18 protein-coding genes are annotated in these 18,279 nt (G+C 61.5%); 9 read left to right on the top strand and 9 right to left on the bottom strand.

Going from position 1 to position 18,279, the window contains the following annotated elements:
* Nucleotides 1-132 precede the first annotated feature (132 nt).
* From V6607_RS25430 to V6607_RS25415, 4 genes are all read left to right on the top strand, one after another.
* On the top strand, nt 133-1,146 hold the full coding sequence (locus V6607_RS25430) for an ABC transporter substrate-binding protein (RefSeq protein ID WP_003213067.1): 1,014 nt from the start codon (nt 133-135) through the stop codon (nt 1,144-1,146).
* Complete coding sequence (locus tag V6607_RS25425; protein ID WP_008431606.1) at nt 1,146-2,072, top strand: aliphatic sulfonate ABC transporter substrate-binding protein; 927 nt, start codon at nt 1,146-1,148, stop codon at nt 2,070-2,072. The genes V6607_RS25430 and V6607_RS25425 overlap by 1 nt, the downstream gene beginning before the upstream one ends.
* A 311-nt stretch (nt 2,073-2,383) precedes the next feature.
* Nucleotides 2,384-3,388, top strand: a complete 1,005-nt coding sequence (locus V6607_RS25420; RefSeq protein WP_134327210.1) for an ornithine cyclodeaminase family protein — start codon at nt 2,384-2,386, stop codon at nt 3,386-3,388.
* Nucleotides 3,385-4,779, top strand: a complete 1,395-nt coding sequence (locus tag V6607_RS25415; protein WP_134327209.1) for an aromatic amino acid lyase — start codon at nt 3,385-3,387, stop codon at nt 4,777-4,779. The genes V6607_RS25420 and V6607_RS25415 overlap by 4 nt, the downstream gene beginning before the upstream one ends.
* 106 nt (nt 4,780-4,885) lie before the next feature.
* Here the strand turns inward: V6607_RS25415 and gstA are convergent, their stop codons facing one another.
* Entirely contained in the window at nt 4,886-5,488 is a 603-nt protein-coding gene (gstA, locus tag V6607_RS25410; RefSeq protein WP_008431610.1) for a glutathione transferase GstA, read from the bottom strand.
* A 98-nt stretch (nt 5,489-5,586) separates the two neighbouring features.
* On the opposite strand from gstA, the gene V6607_RS25405 reads away from it, so the two are divergent.
* Both V6607_RS25405 and V6607_RS25400 read left to right on the top strand, forming a co-directional pair.
* Entirely contained in the window at nt 5,587-6,456 is an 870-nt protein-coding gene (locus tag V6607_RS25405; protein ID WP_003213077.1) for a LysR substrate-binding domain-containing protein, read from the top strand.
* A gap of 167 nt (nt 6,457-6,623) precedes the next feature.
* Entirely contained in the window at nt 6,624-7,943 is a 1,320-nt protein-coding gene (locus V6607_RS25400; protein WP_003213079.1) for a PAS domain-containing methyl-accepting chemotaxis protein, read from the top strand.
* 190 nt (nt 7,944-8,133) lie between these two features.
* Here the strand turns inward: V6607_RS25400 and V6607_RS25395 are convergent, their stop codons facing one another.
* The 6 genes from V6607_RS25395 to V6607_RS25370 form a co-directional block, all read right to left on the bottom strand.
* Nucleotides 8,134-8,643 carry a hypothetical protein gene (locus tag V6607_RS25395; protein ID WP_003213081.1) on the bottom strand — a complete coding sequence of 170 codons (510 nt, stop codon included), beginning with the start codon at nt 8,641-8,643 and terminating at the stop codon, nt 8,134-8,136.
* Between the two features lie 135 nt (nt 8,644-8,778).
* Nucleotides 8,779-10,188 (bottom strand): MFS transporter, encoded by a 1,410-nt coding sequence (locus tag V6607_RS25390; RefSeq protein ID WP_003213083.1) that lies wholly within the window; start codon nt 10,186-10,188, stop codon nt 8,779-8,781.
* 11 nt (nt 10,189-10,199) lie between these two features.
* Nucleotides 10,200-10,937: an NAD(P)-dependent oxidoreductase gene (locus tag V6607_RS25385; protein ID WP_134327208.1), complete on the bottom strand. Its 738-nt coding sequence runs from the start codon at nt 10,935-10,937 to the stop codon at nt 10,200-10,202.
* 16 nt (nt 10,938-10,953) lie between these two features.
* Nucleotides 10,954-11,586: a glutathione S-transferase gene (locus tag V6607_RS25380; protein WP_134327207.1), complete on the bottom strand. Its 633-nt coding sequence runs from the start codon at nt 11,584-11,586 to the stop codon at nt 10,954-10,956.
* Between the two features lie 199 nt (nt 11,587-11,785).
* Nucleotides 11,786-12,022: a DUF6124 family protein gene (locus V6607_RS25375; RefSeq protein WP_134327205.1), complete on the bottom strand. Its 237-nt coding sequence runs from the start codon at nt 12,020-12,022 to the stop codon at nt 11,786-11,788.
* Nucleotides 12,023-12,363: 341 nt separating this feature from the next.
* Nucleotides 12,364-13,395, bottom strand: a complete 1,032-nt coding sequence (locus V6607_RS25370; protein WP_166742203.1) for a LacI family DNA-binding transcriptional regulator — start codon at nt 13,393-13,395, stop codon at nt 12,364-12,366.
* Nucleotides 13,396-13,607: 212 nt separating this feature from the next.
* Between V6607_RS25370 and V6607_RS25365 the strand changes: the two genes are divergently transcribed.
* A complete protein-coding gene (locus V6607_RS25365) occupies nt 13,608-14,141 on the top strand; it encodes a gluconokinase (protein WP_087693163.1) in 534 nt (177 codons plus the stop codon).
* A gap of 84 nt (nt 14,142-14,225) precedes the next feature.
* Nucleotides 14,226-15,581, top strand: coding sequence for a GntP family permease (locus V6607_RS25360; RefSeq protein WP_008431626.1), 1,356 nt, complete (start codon nt 14,226-14,228; stop codon nt 15,579-15,581).
* 139 nt (nt 15,582-15,720) lie between these two features.
* Here the strand turns inward: V6607_RS25360 and alaC are convergent, their stop codons facing one another.
* The gene (alaC, locus tag V6607_RS25355) at nt 15,721-16,938 is read right to left on the bottom strand and encodes an alanine transaminase (protein ID WP_102605211.1); all 1,218 of its coding nucleotides are present in this window, start codon (nt 16,936-16,938) and stop codon (nt 15,721-15,723) included.
* Nucleotides 16,939-17,134: 196 nt separating this feature from the next.
* Here alaC and V6607_RS25350 point away from each other — a divergent pair, with 196 nt between their 5' ends.
* Nucleotides 17,135-17,620 carry a GyrI-like domain-containing protein gene (locus V6607_RS25350; RefSeq protein ID WP_134327203.1) on the top strand — a complete coding sequence of 162 codons (486 nt, stop codon included), beginning with the start codon at nt 17,135-17,137 and terminating at the stop codon, nt 17,618-17,620.
* A 46-nt stretch (nt 17,621-17,666) separates the two neighbouring features.
* Here the strand turns inward: V6607_RS25350 and V6607_RS25345 are convergent, their stop codons facing one another.
* Complete coding sequence (locus V6607_RS25345) at nt 17,667-18,272, bottom strand: pyridoxamine 5'-phosphate oxidase family protein (RefSeq protein WP_063027754.1); 606 nt, start codon at nt 18,270-18,272, stop codon at nt 17,667-17,669.
* Between the last annotated feature and the right edge of the window lie 7 nt (nt 18,273-18,279).

The raw sequence follows: 18,279 nt of genomic DNA, 5'->3' as shown, positions 1-18,279 counted from the left end.
CCTGTGGCGAGGGAGCTTGCTCCCGCTGGGGCGCGTAGCGGCCCCAAGCACTTTGGGCCTGCTGCGCAGTCCAGCGGGAGCAAGCTCCCTCGCCACAAGAGCACTCTTCATGGAATCACCACGAGGTAACACATGAAAACAATCAAGAACCTGCTCGGTGGCTCGCTATTGGCACTCACCGTCCTGGCACAATCAGCCACGGCCGCCGAACCTGCCAAACCGATCCACTTCGGTGACATCACCTGGGAAAGCGGCAGCCTGATCACCGAAGTGCTGCGCCTGATCGTCGAGAAAGGCTATGGCCTGCCCACCGACACCTTGCCCGGCAGCACCGTGAGCCTGGAGGCCGCCCTGGCCAAGGACGATATCCAGGTGATCGGCGAAGAGTGGGCCGGGCGCAGTCCGGCGTGGGTCAAGGCCGAAAGCGAAGGCAAGGTGTTCGGCCTGGGCGACACCGTCAAAGGCGCCACCGAAGGCTGGTGGGTGCCGGAATACGTGATCAAGGGCGACGCCGAACGGGGCATCAAACCCCTGGCCCCGGAGCTTAAATCCGTCGCCGACCTGGCCCGCTACAAAGACGTGTTCCGCGACCCCGAAGACCCGACCCGTGGGCGCTTCCTCAACAGCCCCACCGGCTGGACCTCGGAGATCGTCAACAGCCAGAAACTCAAGGCCTATGGCCTGACCGACAGCTACGTCAACTTCCGTACCGGCTCCGGCGCGGCGCTGGATGCCGAGGTTGCATCCTCGATCCGTCGCGGCAAGCCGGTGCTGTTCTACTACTGGTCGCCGACGCCACTGCTGGGGCGCTTCAAGTTGATCAAACTGGAAGAACCACCGTTCAACGCCGAAGCCTGGAAGACCCTGGCCGACGCCAACAACCCGCACCCCATCGGTACTCGTTCGATGCCAGCGCACCTGGCGATTGGCGTGTCGGCGCCGTTCAAGGCGCAGTACCCGCAACTGGTGACGTTCTTTGAAAAAGTCGACCTGCCGATTGACCTGCTCAACGGCATCCTCGCGCAAATGGCCGAGAAACGTACCGCGCCGCGCCAGGTGGCCGAAGCGTTCCTGAAAGAACAGCCGCAGGTCTGGCAGCAATGGGTGCCGGCGGACGTCGCGGCCAAGGTCAAGGAGAGTCTCTGATGCGCAAGCTCATCGCAGCCACACTGCTGGCACTGTGCGCCGGGCCGCTGCTGGCGGCAGAACCGGCCACCCTGCGCGTCGGCTACCAGAAAAGCTCGGTGAGCATGGTGCTCGCCCGTGAGCATCACCTGTTCGAGCAAGGGTTACCGGGCACCAAGGTCGAGTGGATCGAATTCCTCGGCGGCCCGCCGCTGATCGAAGCCCTGAATGGCGGCAGCATCGACATCGGCAATATCGGCGACATCCCGCCGATCTTCGCCCAGGCTGCCGGCATCGACATTCGCTACATCGGCGTCGAGCCCAATGACGGGCGCACCGAAGCCATCCTGCTGCCCAAGGACAGCACCGTGCAAAGCGTGGCCGAACTCAAGGGCAAGCGCGTGGCGTTGCTCAAGGGTTCCAGCGCCCACAACCTGTTCCTCAAAAGTTTGCTGCGTGCCGGCTTGCAGTGGAAGGACGTGAACGTGGTGTACCTGTCGCCCTCCGACGGCCGTGCCGCGTTTGAACAAGGCAAGGTCGACGCCTGGGTGGTGTGGGACCCGTACTACTCGGCGGCCGTGGTGGACGGTTCGGCGAAGGTGCTGGGGGATGGCCAGGGGCTGAACCCGGCGGGCAGTTTCTTCATCGCCAGCGGGCCGTTTGCCAAGCAGCACCCGCAGGCGATTGCGGCGATTCTCAAGGTGTTTGCCCAGGCGCAGCGGTTGTCGCTGGACCAGCATGACGAAAGCGTCGCGCTGATGGCCAAGACATTGGGCTTGCAGCCGGCGGTGGTGGAGAGTTACTTCCAGCACCGCTCGCCGACGCCGAGCCGGCCATTGGAAGCCGTGGATATCGCCAACCAGCAACGTACGGCCGACGCGTTTTTTGCCAACGGCCTGATCCCGAAAAAGGTCGATGTGCAGCAGGTTGTGTTCAAGGCTCCATAACTTGATCCCTGTGGAGAGGGAGCTTGCTGTAGGGAGGGAGCTTGCTGTGGCAAGGGAGGTTGCTTTAGGGAAAGAGCTGTTGTGGCGAGGGAGCTTGCTCCCGCTGGGCTGCGTAGCGGCCCCAAAAAAAGCGGGAGCGCTGCGCACTCCAGCGGGAGCAAGCTCCCTCGCCACAGCAAGCTCCCTCTCTACAACAAGCTCCTCACCACAACAAGCTCCTTCACCACAACAAGCTCCCTCCCCAAAGCAATCTCCCTCACCCCATAAAAGCATCTTCAGCATCGACCTTCGCACCCATCAGTGAGCAGACCATGCAACCGATCTACATCGACTTCCTCAACGGCCTGGACATCGACGAACTGGCCCTGACCAACGACGAAATCCTCAACGCCATCGAATCCAGCCTGGCCATCCAGGGCCGCAGCGAGGCGGTGATCGAGCCGCGCATGCACCTGATTCCCGGCGGTGAAATCAACGGCCACTTCAACGTGCTGCGCGGTGTATTGGGCGGCGCAATCGGCTACGCCGGGGTCAAGGTGGTGGGCGACTTTGTCGATAACTACCGCAAGGGCCTGCCCTCGGAACTGGCGATTCTCAACCTGCTGGACCCGGCCACCGGCATCCCCAAGGCCATCCTGGACGCCTCGGCGATTACCGACATGCGCACCGGCGCCGTCACCGCCATCGGTGCCAAATACCTGGCCCGTCCCGACAGTAAAGTCCTCGCGCACATCGGTGCCCGTGGCACGGCGTATTGGAACGTGCGGCTGCTGGACCACCTGTTCGACTTCGACGAAATCCGCGTGCACTCGCGCCGCAGTGAAAGCCGCGAAGCCTTCGCCGAACGCCTGCGCCGCGACCTCGGCAAGCCGGTGATTGTCACGGACGATTGGGAGTCCACGGTGCGCGGCGCCGACATCGTGGTGGAAGCTTCACGCCTGGATCAGCCGCAACCGTTGCTGCACACCGAGTGGATCAAGCCCGGTGCCTTCGTCGTGCCCTACGGCACCATGAGCGCGGTGGAACTGTCGTTGACCGACATCATGCACAAGCTGGTGGTGGACGACTGGGGCCAGTGCAAGGGCGGGATGTTCGGCGCATTGCGCGCCCACGTCGACGCCGGAAAACTCAGCGCCGAGACCTTGCATGCCGAGTTGGGGCAGATCGTCGCCGGCTTGAAGACCGGCCGGGAAACCCCCGAGGAAACCATCCTGTTCTGGCACCGTGGCTTGAGCCTCAGCGATATCGCCCTGGGCCACGCACTGCTGGAAAAATCCAGACGCCTGGGGATCGGCCAGCGGTTGCGCTGGGCATGATTCACTTCGATCCCGCCGGTTTGACGATTGAGGATTTGCTGTCGATTGCCCGCCAAGACGCACCGGCTGACTTCAGCGATGCGGCGCGCCAACGTATCGACGAAGGGCATCGACTGTTGCTGCGCCTGGTGGCTGAAGGCACGCCGATTTACGGGGTGACCACCGGCCTCGGTGCGGCGGTGGATACGCAGGTTGCGCCGGTGCAGGCAAACATTCCTTTGGGGCGTGCGGTGGGCGTTGGCCGCCTGGCCAAGCGTGAGGAATTACGCGCGATCACCGCAGCCCGCTTGGCGGGGTTGGCCCAGGGGCGTTCGGGTATTTCGCCGGGTGCGGCGCAGGCGCTGTTGGTGTTACTCAACTGCGGCATGGAGCCCGCGGTGCCGTTGCTCGGCTCGTTGGGCGAGAGCGACCTGGCGCCGTTGGCGCATTTGAGCCTGGCGCTGAACGTGCCATTGACGGGCAAGGATGGCCTGGCGCTGGTGTCGGCCAACTCCGCGAGCATCGGCCTTGGCGCGTTGCTGGTGGCCGAGGCCGAACAGGCATTGCAGGCCGTGTTGGCGGGGCTGGCGTTGTCGTGTGAAGGCTATCGGGCCAACCTCAGTCCTTTCCAGCCGTGGGCTTCGCGGTTGCGCCCGGCGCCGGGGCAAAGCGGGCAATCAGCGGCGTTGCTGGAATTGCTGGCGGGCGGCGAATTGGCCGATAACCCGCGTCGGCTACAGGACCCGCTGAGCTTTCGCTGTGCCACGGTGGTTCAAGGCGCGGCGCATCAAGCGATGCTGCAACTGCGTGAACTGGTTGAGCTGGAGCTTGCCAGCGGTGCGGACAATCCGGCGTTGATCAGCGAAGACGCGTTGGTGCTGGCCACGGCCAATTTCGACAGCACCCATCTCGCGCTGGCGGCCGAAGGCTTGGGCCTGGCGTTGAGCCGTGTGGCGGTGTGCAGCGCCGAGCGGATTGCCAAGTTGCTGTCGCCGGCTTCCAGTGAACTGCCGCGCTTTCTGATCGACCAGCCCGGGCACGTGGGCATGGCCGCCTTGCAGCGCACCGGTTCGGCGTTGGTGGCGGAGATCGGGCACTTGGCCAATCCGATCCCGGCGGTGAGCGTGCCGGTAGCGGATCGCGTGGAAGATTATGCGGGGCAGGCGCTGGCGGTGGTCGAGAAAACCCGGCAACTGGTGCAGCGCGTGGTGTGGCTGGGCAGCATTGAGTTGATCGTGGCGGCGCAGGCGGTGGACCTGTGCGGCACGGTTCAACTGGGGCAGGGCACCCGGCGTATTCATCAGGCGGTGCGCCGCCAGGTGGCGCACCTGGATCAGGACCGTTCGGGGTCGGTGGATGTGTTGGCGTTAAGTGCATTCATCGAAAACTATGGCTTGAAACCCATTCTCTAAAACTATGAAGACCCAATGTGGGAGCTGGCTTGCCTGCGATAGCGGTGTTGGATTCACCATCGCTATCGCAGGCAAGCCAGCTCCTACAGGTTGATCGCATTTCAGGTCATGGATTTTCAGCGGCCAGGGCGGCAATCACCGCCGGCCGCTCGCCCACCCGCTGCTGAAACTTGGCCAACGCCGGCCACTGCTGCAAGTCGATATCAAACAACCCCGCCCAGCGCAGCACCACAAACAGGTACGCATCCGCCACTGAGTACTGCGCGCCCAGCAGGTAATCCTGGCGCTCCAGGGTCTGTACCAGAATCGCAAAACGCTTGAACAGCGTGGCCTTGAACAGCGCCTTCACCTCATCGGGAATCGCGTCCTTGAACAACACTCCCAGCCCGCCATGAATCTCGCTGGAGACAAAGTTCAGCCACTCCTGCAAACGCACCCGCTCCCAGCTGCCATTGGCCGGCGCCAGGCCCGCTGCGGGTACACGGTCGGCCAGGTATTGCAGGATGGCCGCGCCTTCGGTCAGTACCTCGCCGTTGTCCAGTTGCAGTGCGGCCACATAGCCCTTGGGATTGATCTGCAGGAAATCATCACCGTCAGCCGTGAGCTTTTTCTGGTTGTCGACGCGAATCAATTCAAACGGCAGGGCCAATTCCCGCAGCGCGATATGGGAGGCGAGGGAACAGGCATTCGGGGAAAAATACAGCTTCATCGGGGCAACTCCGCAGGACAGTTGCCTTCAGTCTCGTGGGCATGGCACCTTGGGTAAAATTAATCTTTCAGAATCCTGCCATAAGGACAGCTACTGCCATGATGAACCTGATGCACTGGCGCCTGCTGGTGGCCGTGGCGGACAACGGCAGCATCACTGCCGCCTCCGAACGAGTGGGCATGACTCAGTCCGCCGCCAGCCAGGCGATGGCGGCCATGGAGGCCAACCTCGGTGCGCAGTTGTTTGTGCGTGAGGCGCGTCAGACCGTGCCTACCGCCCTGGGCCTGCAAGTGATCGAGCAGGCGCGGGTGATGCTCGGGGCCTTGCAGGCGATTCGCACCACCGTTGACGAAGCGCGGCCGATGCTGCGTGGGACGATTCGCATCGCGAGTTTCCCCATGGTGCTGGCGGTGTTCCTGCCGCCGCTGCTGCGTCGGTTCAACCAGCTTTACCCCGGCATCGAGGTCACGGCCCTGGAAGTGACCGACGATGAAGTGAACACCCTGCTCGACGCGAATCTGATCGACCTGGGCGTGGTGCTCAACCCGCCGTCCGAGCGCAGTGCCGCCGTGCTGGGGCGGGATAACTGGGTGGCGGTGCTGCCGATGGCCCACGGGTTTTCCCGGCGCCCGGCGCAGGCAACGGTCACGCTGGAAGAGTTGGTGGAGCAACCGTTCGTGCTTGCCACCGGCGGCTGCACCGTCAACGCCCGCAGCCTGGCGCAGGAAGCCGGCCTGGTGCTGCGCGAGGTGCGGGTGGAAGTGCGCGAGTGGAACAGCGCTTTCAGCCTGGTGCGTGAAGGCGTGGGAGTGACGCTGGTGCCCGAGATGACCCTGCCGGCCCAGCGCCAAGGCTTGCGCATCATGCCCCTGGCGGAGCCGGTGCATCGCGAGTTTGCGTTGGTGACATCACGCCACCAACCGCCCTCCGCAGTGGTTAATGCTTTGTTGCAAATGCTGGCTGACTAGTGGCCTTGCATAGCGCCAACGCCTGTCTATGCTCACCCAGAACCGTTGATGACGCTCGGCATATAAAGCGTTTCGGATAGGTTTCCCCATAAAGGTCTTCGATCAAGATTCAAACCGTGAATGGAATGCGCCCGCGTGGGCGTCGGGAAAATAAAGGGTGATCTGACATGTTCAACCGCCAACACAAATCCGACCTGCTGGAAATCGAACGTTTCTCCTGTGCCCTTACCGAAGCCAAAGCCAAATTGGCCGCCATCAGCCGTTCCATGGCAATGATCGAGTTTGATCGCGACGGCATCGTGCTGGATGCCAATGAAAATTTCTGCAAGACCATGGGCTACCGCGCCGAAGAAATTCGCGGCAAGCATCACCGGATTTTCTGCGAAGAGGCCTACACCCACACCGACGCCTACGCCAAGCTCTGGCGCGACCTGGCGCGGGGCGAGCCCCTCAGTGGCACCTTCATGCGGTTGAACAAGCATGGTCAGGAAGTGTGGCTGGAGGCCAGTTACATGCCGGTAATCGGTGCCGACAACCAGGTGCAAAGCGTGATCAAGGTGGCCTCGGACATCTCGGCGCGGATTCACCGCGAGCATGAAAACCAGAGCCTGATCGACGCCATCGGCCGCTCCATGGCGGTCATTGAATTCACCCCGCAAGGCCAGATTCTGAATGCCAACGACAACTTCCTGAAGACGGTGAAGTATTCCCTCAGTGAAATCGTCGGCCAGCACCACAGTCTGTTTTGTCATCGCGGTGAGACCGATTCGCCGGCCTACAAGGCATTCTGGGCCTCGCTCAATCGCGGCGAATATCACTCCCACCGGTTTGAGCGCAAAGACAAATTCGGCCAAACGCTGTTCCTGGAAGCCTCCTACAACCCGATCTTCGATGCCAACGGGCGCCTGTACAAAGTGGTGAAGTTCGCCAGTGACATCACCGACCAGGTCACCACCTTGCGCACGGCTGCCGACTCGGCTCACGCCACCTCGGTGCAAAACGACGCCTGCGCCCGCAAGGGTTCGGAAGTGGTGCAGCAGACCGTGCAGATCATCGAAGAAATTTCCCGTGACCTTAACGAAGCGGCCGTGAGCATCGACGCAGTGAGCAAGCAGTCGGACATCATCGGCACCATCGTCCAGACCATCCGCGGCATCGCCGACCAGACCAACCTGCTGGCGCTGAACGCCGCAATCGAAGCGGCCCGAGCGGGCGAGCATGGGCGCGGGTTTGCGGTGGTGGCGGATGAGGTGCGCAGCCTTGCGGCGCGAACCAGCCAGGCGACGATCGAGATTGTGGATGTGGTGCGCAAGAACCACGACCTGTCGATCAGCGCGGTGTCGAGCATGCAATCGAGCCTGAGCCGCACGGGGCTTGGGGTGGAGCTGGCGAATGAGGCGGGGCAGGTGATCCTGGAGATTCAGGAAGGGTCACGGCATGTGGTGGATGCGATCAGTCAGTTCAATTCCACACTGCAACTGCAGTAACACACCGTTATGGCCGAGAAATAACCTGTGGCGAGGGAGCTTGCTGTGGCGAGGGAGCTTGCTCCCGCTGGGCTGCGAAACGGCCCCAAAATCCTGGGAGCGCTGCGCACTCCAGCGGGAGCAAGCTCCCTCGCCACAGCAGCTCCCTCACTCCAGCAAGTTCCCTGACCAGGGTTTGTATTGTCAGCGCTTAGATCGCAGCCAGGGTCTCTTTCACCGTCTGCGCCTGCGGGTCAGCGGTCTTCGCCGCTACCTGCTGCGCCTGCTGCTCCTTCAGGCGTTCTGCAACTTCCTTGGAAATAGCATCCTGCTTGTCCTGAGGCATGTTCTTCACATCATCCTCGGTCAAACCCTGTTCCTTGAGCAGTTGCTCGCGGATGCGCTCGGCCGGGCTTTTTTTCATGTAGTCGGTGAAGTCACTGCGGGCCGACGTGGTGGAGTCAGTCTTGGCCGTATCGGTGGTCGAGGCGGTTGCGGTGGTGGCTTGCAACTGCACACGGGTCTTGGCGAAGGCGGCATTGATGTTGTCGGCAGTGGCGTCGGCCGCTGCCTGTGTGGTCGATACAGTGGTAGTGCCCTGTTGCACGTTTTGCGCGGCACCGCTGTACAGCGCGCTGGCCGCGGCGTTGGCCGGGTCCATGTCTGCGCGCTTGATGCGTTGGATCGTCGACTGAGCCTGGGGGTTGTTGTTGATCAGCATGATCAGGACACCTGTGGATGTGGGCGGTGCCACAGGTGGAGCAATTAGCGTGCCCAGTGGTATAGCCCCGTGTTTACGGGGCTTTTGGCCGCTACCGTCGGCAAGCGTTGGCGTGCCGACGGCCATTGTTTGCCGCTAGTGGGCAATGTTCTCCAGCGCCAGGTTGCGGGTGCGCGGGCCGAACCAACTGATGGTGATCATCACGATCAACATGCTGCTGGCGATAAACGCCAACACGCCGGGCGTGCCGAGGTGTTCGAGGATCACGCCGATCAACAGGCTGCTGAACACCGTCGACAACCGGCTGAACGAATAGCAGAAACCCACCGCCCGGGCGCGGATGTTGGTGGGGAACAGTTCGCTCTGGTAGGAGTGATAACTGAAACTCAGCCAGGCATTGCAGAAGGTGATCATCACCCCGCAGATCACCAGGCCCACGGCGGTGGTTTGCAGCGCGAACAAACTGCCGAAGATCACCGCGCCGAGCGCCGAGCCGACAATCTGCCATTTGTTCTCAAACCGGTTCGCCACCTTCACAAACAGCAGCGGCCCCAACGGGTAGGCGAGGGTGATGATGAAGGCATAGCCCAGGCTGTGAGTGACGCTCACGCCCTGGCCCGAGAGCAGCGCCGGCAGCCAGTTGCCGAAGCCGAAAAAGCCGATGGCCTGGAACACATGAAACACAATCAGCATCAACGCCCGGCGCCGGTACGGCGGTTGCCAGATATCGGCGAAGCGCCCTTGGCCCTGCACGCTGACGGCTTGCGGTTCCGGCTCATCGAGTGGCTTGCCGTGGTCTTTCCGGCAGCGCGCTTCGAGGCTGTCCATGATCTGCCCGGCTTCGTCGAAACGGCCTTTTTGTGCGAGCCAGCGCGGCGATTCCGGCAGGCGTTTGCGCAGTTGCCAGATAAACAGCGCAAATACCGCACTGCTCACCACTACCCAGCGCCAGCCGGAAATCCCGAACGGTGCCTGAGGTACCAGCCACCACGACATCAACGCCACCGCCGGCACCGACAGGAACTGGATGAAAAACGCAAAGGCAAACGCCGAGCTGCGCATGCGCTTGGGCACCAGTTCCGAGAGGTAGGCGTCGATGGTCACCAGTTCGATGCCCAGGCCGATGCCCACCAGGAAACGCATGCAGATGATGCCCAGGGCGGAGGTCTGGATACCCATCAACACGGTGGCGACGGTGTACCAGATCAACGCAAAGGTGAAGATCGCCCGGCGCCCGTAGCGGTCGGCAATCGGGCTGAGCAGGCTGGCGCCGAGGAACAGGCCGAGAAAGGTCGCCGAGGCAAAGGCCGCCTGGTCGGAGAAGCCGAATACGCCCTGGCTGCCGGTGTGGAAAATTCCGTCACTGATCAGGCCGGGGCTGATATAGGCAGTCTGAAACAAGTCATACAGCTCGAAAAAGCCGCCAATCGACAGCAGCGCCACCAGGCGCCAGACAGTGGCGACGGCGGGCAACCGATCAATGCGCGCGCTGATGTGCGCGGCGCGGATCGGGTCGATACCGTCTGCAAGAGAGGGTGAAGACATGGGCAGAAGACTCAGTAAGTGATCGGGATCTCGAATTCCTGGAACGCATCATCCACCGGTTGGTAACCCAGCACACGGGTTGTTTCGCTGAGGTCCAGGCGTTTGAAACGGTTATTGGAAATGCCATGGGCGATCAGGTGTTTCACCCCGATGGTTTCCACCGAGCGTTGTAGCAGTTGCACGGCGTCGCGGGGGCTGAGCCAGGCGCTGAGGTCGCGGGCGTTGTTCAGGTCGTGGGTTTCGGGGAATTCAAACGCACCGATGCGCAGGGCGATGGTGGAGAGCGGGGTTTTGGCCGCGTAAAAACCGCACAGGGCTTCGCCGTAGCATTTGCTCACGCCGTACAGGTTGGCGGGCAGTGCCGGCATGCCCGGCGTGATCTGCCGGTCTACCGGGTAGCCTTCGATGGTCTGGGCACTGCTGGCGAACACCAGGCGCTTCACACCTGCGGCCACGGCAGCTTCGAACAGGTAGGTGGTGGCCAGGATATTGTTGGGCAACAACTCGTCGAAGGTCGCGCTGGCGTGGGGGATGCCCGACAGGTGCACGATCACGTCAATCCCGTCGAGCAGGGCGGCGAGGGCGGTTTTGTCGCTCAGGTCGGCGGGGATGAAACGGTGCTCGCCGAGGGCGAAATCCGGCTCGATGCGGTCGGTGAGGGTGAAGCGGTAGCGGTCTTTCGAGGCTTCGAAAAACGTCTTGCCGATGCGGCCGCAGGCGCCGGTGAGTAGTACGTTGAGTCCGTTCATTGGGTAGTCCTTGTTTTTAGTTGTGGCCGTCGAGGGCGAAGGTTTTGAAGCCGGGGCGTTGGCTGAGGGTTTCGTAGTAAGCGCTGACCGCCGGGTAGGACGGATGCTCCATGGGCGTCATCCACCAGCGGTGCACCGACAGGCCGATGAGGATGTCGGCGAGTGTGAAGTTGTTACCGGCGATGTAGGCGCCGGTTTTGATCAGTTGCGCTTCAAGCAGGCCCATCTTGTCGTTCCAGCTTTTTACCCCGGCTTTGATGCGTTGCGGGTCCTGATAGTCCGGGTTCTTGCGTACCAGAGCGTGGAAGGCGTAGCCCCACGACGGGTTGAGTTCGGTGGCTTGCCAGTCCATCCATTGCTCGACCCTCGCACGGGCGACCGGCTCGGTGGGCAACAGGTCGTGGCGTTGGTGCAGGCCCACGAGGTAGCGGCAGATGGTATTGGATTCCCACAGCACGCCGTTGTCGTCGATGATCACCGGGACTTGGGCGTTGGGGTTCAGGGCCAGGAATTCGGGGGACTGGGTGGAGGCGAAGCCGATGCCCCAGTCTTCGCGGTCGTAGGGGATATCCAGTTCCTGGCAGGTCCACAGGACTTTTCGCACGTTGATGGAAGAAGTGCGACCGAGGATTTTCAGCGAATGGCCCATGGTGCTTTCCTGACGAGGGTGAGAAGGCAGGGGGCAATTTAGCAGGGGCCAGAAGGCACGGCGAGGTTGTTAAGTGGGCAGGATCAAAAATGTGGGAGCGGGCTTGCTCGCGAATGCGGTGTATCAGTGATGGAAAGGTCGGCTGACACACCGCATTCGCGAGCAAGCCCGCTCCCACAGTTTGACCGCGTGCGGTCTGTTAGATCAGTGGTGATTCCAGGTCCATCAGCTTGCCCATCAGCAATACGCCCAACTCACTCAACTGGTGAATCGCCAATGCGGTGTCGCGGTCTTTGCCGGTGAGTTCATCAGACAGGTCGAGCAACAACGTGCTGACCGAGGAAAACGTCTCGTAGCTGTTGGCGATCAAGCTTTCGCTGCTGGCGTCGGGGCTGACGGTGAATAAGGAAGGAGGATTGGGAGTAACTTTGAACATAAGCGTGACCTCTATCTGGGCCATCACCTGATCGCTACTAAACGAAAGGGTGGCGGCTGCACGCAGGTTAGTAGACCGGCAAAGTCACACAAAAATCCGGCGCGCCACAAGGGCGCCCTGCGCACAGCCACCATCAAGCACAGACACGTAAGTCTGATAGATGAAGCTCATGCTCATTCTGTATGACTGTCCAGGCTACTAAACCCGATCACTGAGAAATTCAGCGACCGGGCAACCTTAGAGAGCCCTACCCAGGCGCACAAGCCGGCGGATTCTGACGTACCTGTAGGTAACGGAGCAAGGCGCTGCCATCAACACCAGCCACTTCCTACAGCTACCGCCTAGGTACTCTCGCGCACCTTCAACTCAAACCCCATGTCCACCACCGGCCGGGCGATCTTGTTGCCGGCCATCACCGTCAACAAATGCTCTGCCGCCCGCCGGCCAATGGCTTCACGCGGGGTGCTGATGCTGCTCAAACGCGGCACCATGAACGAGGAAGACGGCAGGTCGTTGAAGCCCAGCACCGAGATCTGCTCCGGCACCTTGATGCCATGGCGCAGCGCTTCCAGCAGCGCACCTTGAGCCAGGTCGTCGTTGCCAAAGAAGATCGCGTCCACATCCGGATGGCTGGCCAGCAACTGCAGGAACAATTCACCACCCAGGCCCAGCGACGATGGCCGTGGCGTCAACACTTCCAGCGCAGGGTCATACAACCCCGCCTGTTGCAAAGCGCGCCTGAAACCCTCACCGCGCAACAACGTGCGCTGGTCCAACTGAGCGCCAATGTAGGCCAACCGCTTGCGCCCCCGTGAGATCAAATGCGCCGCCGCTGTTTCCCCGGCGTTCAATTGCGAAAATCCTACGCAGTTCAGTCCGGCGCCCGGGTCCAGGTCCATCATGTACACACACGGCACATTGCTCGATTCCACCATGCGCCGGGCGCTTTCCGTACGGTCAAACCCGGTCAGCAGCAACCCCCGTGGCTGGTAGGCCATGTAGTTGCGCAGCAGGTCTTCTTCTTCTTCGCGGGAATAGTGGGTGTTGCCGATCAGCACTTCAAAGCCCTTGGGCCGCAGCACCTGGTGGATGGCTTCCAGGGTTTCGATAAACAGCAGGTTGGACAGCGACGGCACCAACACCACCACCGACTGGCTCTGGGCAGATGCCAGGGCACGGGCGGCCGGGTTGACCACGTAGCTCAGTTCGGCGGCGGCTTTTTGCACTTTTTCCACCAGTTCGGTGGCCACGGTGCTGATGCCGCGCAAGGCCCGGGAGGCGGTAATCGGGCTCACGCCAGCCAGGCGGGCCACTTCATTGAGGGTAGGGCGGCCCGTGGTGCGGGTATTTTTATCGTTCTTGGGAGTCATCAGGCGGCTTGCCAAACAAAAATCGAGGCACTAAGGTAGCGCTGTCTCCAAGACCCTGCAAATTCTTGAACGTCGGGATGCCTGTTCCCGTTCAAACCTTTGGAGCAGATGCACGCGTCACTCCATAAAAATGACAAGACGGCGCGGGAAAAGCCTGTTTTTGCACTAGCCTTACAGCGTGCAAAGGTAGCGCTATCTGCGTCTTGAGGTGTTTCATGAGTCAACCTGTTACTGCCCTCGTGATCATGGGTGTTTCCGGCTGTGGCAAGTCCAGCGTCAGCGAGGCCCTGTGCCTGCTGAACGGCGCCACCGCCATCGAAGGCGACAGCTTTCACCCCGCCGCGAACATCGAGAAGATGAGCGCCGGCCATCCCCTTAACGACGAAGACCGCGCCGGCTGGCTCGACATCCTGTGCGATGAGCTGCGCCGCTCGCTCAAGGCCGGCGAGCATCCGGTGCTCACCTGTTCGGCCCTGAAGAAGAAATACCGCGACCACCTGCGCGAAGCCGCGCCGGGCCTGGGGTTTGTGTTTCTGGAGCTGACCCGCGAAGTCGCCGCTGACCGTGTATCCCATCGCCCCGGCCATTTCATGCCGGCCAGCCTGATCGACAGCCAATTCGCCACCCTGGAATCCCCGGTGGGCGAGCCGTTGACCCTGGCGCTGAACGCCAGTGAAGACAGCGTTGAAGAACTGGCCGAGCAAACCAATGCCTGGTGGCTCGAACACGGCTTTGAACCAAACAAATAATTTTTTGCCGGACAAGATAGCGCTGTCCGCCTGCACTGAATTTTTTACCGGCTTTAATAACAACAACAAACAGGAGAGACCCCCATGTTTGGCTTGTCCCACGATACCTATCTGCTGCTCGATGCAGTGGTGACCATCATCGGCCTGATCGTGTTGATCACCCGGTTCAAAGTCCACCCGTTCATTGCGCTGATCATCGCCGCAGGCTTTCTCGGCCTGACCTCGGGCATGCCCGTGGACAAGATCATCAAGGCCTTCCAGGACGGCTTCGGCGGGGTGCTCGGCTTTGTCGGGATTATCCTCGCGCTGGGTACGATGCTCGGCAAGATGATGGCCGATTCCGGCGGTGCCGATCAGATCGCGCAAACCCTGGTGCGGGCCTTCGGCAAGGAGAAGGTGCAGTGGGCAATGATGTTCGCCGCGTTCCTGGTGGGCATTCCGTTGTTCTTCGAGATCGGTTTTGTATTGCTGATCCCGCTGGTGTTTATCGTCGCGCGCCGTACCGGTGTGTCGCTGATCAAGATCGGCATTCCGCTGCTGGCCGGCCTGTCGGCGGTGCACGGCCTGGTGCCACCGCACCCGGGCCCGTTGCTGGCAATTGGCGTGTTTGGGGCTGACATCGGCAAGACCATTCTCTACGGCCTGATTGTCGCGCTGCCTACAGCCATCATCGCCGGCCCGCTCTACGGTTCGTTTATCGCCAAGTACATTCCGGGCAACCCGTCCCAGGAACTGGTAGACCAACTGGCCAGTGAGCAACCGGAGTCCAAGACCCTGCCGAGCTTCAGTATCACCCTGATCACCGTGCTGCTGCCGGTGTTCCTGATGCTGCTGAAAACCTTCGCCGACGTCGCCCTGCCGGACGGCCACGTGATCCGCAACTGGATGGACATGATCGGTCACCCGATCACCGCCTTGCTGCTGGCCTTGCTGTTGTCGTTGTACACCTTTGGTCATCGCCAGGGCATCGGCTCCAAGCAAATCCTCAAGCTGCTCGACGCCAGCCTGGCGCCGACGGCTGCGATCATCCTGATCATCGGTGCCGGTGGTGGTTTCAAGCAGATGCTGGTGACCAGCGGCGTAGGTGATGTGATCGGCCATATGGCGGTGACCGCGCAGATCAACCCGATCCTGCTGGCCTGGCTGGTGGCGGCGGTGATTCGTGTGGCTACCGGTTCTGCCACCGTGGCGACCATTACCGGTGCCGGCATTGTGGTGCCGGTGGTGGGAATGATCCCGGGAGTGAACCGCGAGTTGCTGGTATTGGCGACGGGGGCGGGCTCGCTGGTGCTGTCTCACGTCAACGATGCGGGGTTCTGGCTGGTGAAGCAGTACTTCAATATGACCGTGGCCGAGACGTTCAAGACCTGGACGGCGATGGAGACCATCCTGTCGGTAGTGGCGTTGGGCTTTATCATGTTGCTGTCGCTGGTGGTCTAACAGGCACACCGCAAAACAAAATGTGGGAGCTGGCTTGCTCGCGAAGGCGGTGAATCAGTCGACATATGAGTTGACTGAACCACCGCCTTCGCGAGCAAGCCCGCTCCCACATTGATTGGGTTCCTGCCGTTGGATCGGGTCAGGCGTCAGCTTTCTTGACCAGCCCATCCGCCCGGAACATCGCCCGGATGCCCCGCACCGCCTGGCGAATCCGGTCCTGGTTTTCGATCAGTGCAAAGCGCACGTGGTCGTCGCCATACTCACCAAAGCCAATCCCCGGCGACACACACACCTTCGCCTCAAGCAGCAGCTTCTTGGCAAACTCCAGCGAGCCCATCGCGGCATACGCCTCGGGAATCTTCGCCCAGACGTACATCGACGCCTTCGGGTTCTCGACCATCCAGCCCAGCTCATGCAGGCCTTTCACCAGCACGTTACGGCGCTGGCGGTACTGCTCGGCAATGTCCTTCACGCACTGCTGATCGCCTTCCAGCGCCGCAATCGCCGCGACTTGCAGCGGGGTGAAGGTGCCGTAGTCGTGGTAGCTCTTGATCCGCGCCAGGGCGTTGACCAGTTCCGGGTTGCCCACCATGAAACCGATGCGCCAGCCGGCCATGTTGTAGCTCTTGGACAGGGTGAAAAACTCCACCGCGATGTCCTTGGCCCCCGGTACTTGCATGATCGACGGAGCTTTCCAGCCGTCGTAGACGATGTCGGCGTAGGCCAGGTCATGCACCACCAGCACGTCGTACTGCTTGGCCAGGGCGATCACCCGTTCGAAGAAGTCCAGTTCCACGCACTGTGCGGTGGGGTTGGACGGGAAGCCGAGGATCATCATCTTCGGCTTGGGGATCGAGCCACGAATCGCACGTTCCAGTTCAGCGAAGAAGTCCACCCCCGGAATCAGCGGCACCGAACGCACCTGGGCGCCGGCAATCACGGCACCGTAGATGTGAATCGGGTAGCTGGGGTTGGGCACCAGCACCGTGTCGCCCTGGTCCAGGGTGGCCAGCATCAAGTGCGCCAGGCCTTCCTTGGAACCGATGGTCACGATGGCTTCGGTTTCCGGGTCGATGTCCACTTCGTAGCGGTCTTTGTACCAGCGCGAAATCGCCCGGCGCAGCCGCGGAATGCCTTTGGAAGTGGAGTAACCGTGGGTGTCTTCGCGTTGGGCGACGGTGACCATTTTTTCCACGATGTGCGGTGGAGTGGCGCCGTCCGGGTTACCCATGCTCAAGTCGATGATGTCTTCGCCGCGCCGACGCGCAGCCATCTTCAGCTCGGCAGTGATATTGAACACGTAAGGGGGGAGTCGATCTATGCGCGCAAAGCGGCGCGGCGAATGGGGTTCGGCCATTGTTGCCTCGAAATACGTAAGCGCCCGGAACCGTCCGAGCGACGTCGGCCACTGCGGTGGCCTGCGGGGCAGACAATACGGTCGGTGATGGCCAATTGTCCAGATGCTGTGGGAAAAATTTCTGCTTGGAGTGCGACGGGGATATGCCCCTATACTCGACGCGGGTTTGTTCCCTCATGAGAAGGAGACTGTTCAGATGGATCAACAGACAAAACTGCCGTTACAGCCGCGCATGGAAGAGGGCAAGGCCCTGGTGATCGCGGGTGTGCAAGGGCGTTATTCAAAGGCCACGATTGGCGATATTCCCAAGTTGTGGGAGCTGTTCGACAGCTGCTTCACAGAGATCAAGAAACGCGTCGGCGGCGTGACCTATGGCGTGTGCTACAACGCCAAACACGATGAATTTGACTACCTGGCCGGCGTTGAAGTCCCGGCCAAGGGCGATGTACCGAGCAACTTCCAGTCGATTGAAATCCCGGCCCATCGCTATGCCGTGTTCCCGCATTTTGGCCCGGTGCAGGCGCTGGCGCAGACCTATGAACGCATCATGTTCGAATGGCTGCCGGCCTCCGGGTACAAGGTGGTCGGGGCTGATTTTGAGCGCTACAGCGCCGATTTCGATGTGGGTAAAGGCACGGGCTCCGTGGAAATCTGGATCCCCATCAACGCCGAATCCGCCTGACCGCGCCACCGGCAGGAGCGAGCACGTTCGCTCCTGCAATGGCCTCTCAATACAGCGTGGCCTTGACCCGTTCCGGCATCTCGCGGTCATAGGCTTCGGCGTCGAACGCGCCATCATTCAAGCGCTTGTGAAACGCCCCGGCGGAGGGCAGTGCCGAGCGATCCAGATGCTTTTCCGGGTTCCAGCAATCGGAGCGCACAAAGGCTTTGGAGCAATGAAAATATGCCGCCTCCACCTGCACCAGAATCACCGAACGGGCCGCTTTGCCATTTACCGCAAAGCTCTCCAGCAACTCAGGCTCGATGGAAATCTGCGCCCGGCCATTGACCCGCAACGTCTCGCCAATGCCCGGGATGATGAACAGCAACGCTATACGCGGGTCCACCACCAGATTACGCAGGGTGTCGAGGCGGTTATTCCCCGGCCGATCCGGAATCGCCAACGTGCGCTCGTCGATGATTCGTACAAAACCTGGCACGTCGCCACGGGGCGAACCGTCGATGCCGTCCGGGCCGGATGAACTCACCACCACCAAGGGTGACGCGCGGACCATGGCCTGGTAATCCTCGTTGAGAAACGGGATTTCCTTGCGCACGGCCCGTTCGTGGGGCAGGCCGTAGAGGGATTCGAGTTGTTCCAGGGTTGTTAGCATCTTCACC

Origin of the sequence: Pseudomonas sp. KK18, assembly GCF_037094675.1 — a bacterium.
Lineage (GTDB): Bacteria > Pseudomonadota > Gammaproteobacteria > Pseudomonadales > Pseudomonadaceae > Aquipseudomonas.
The sequence above is the reverse complement of the archived record's forward strand: the minus strand, read 5'-3'. Positions and strand labels throughout refer to the sequence as shown.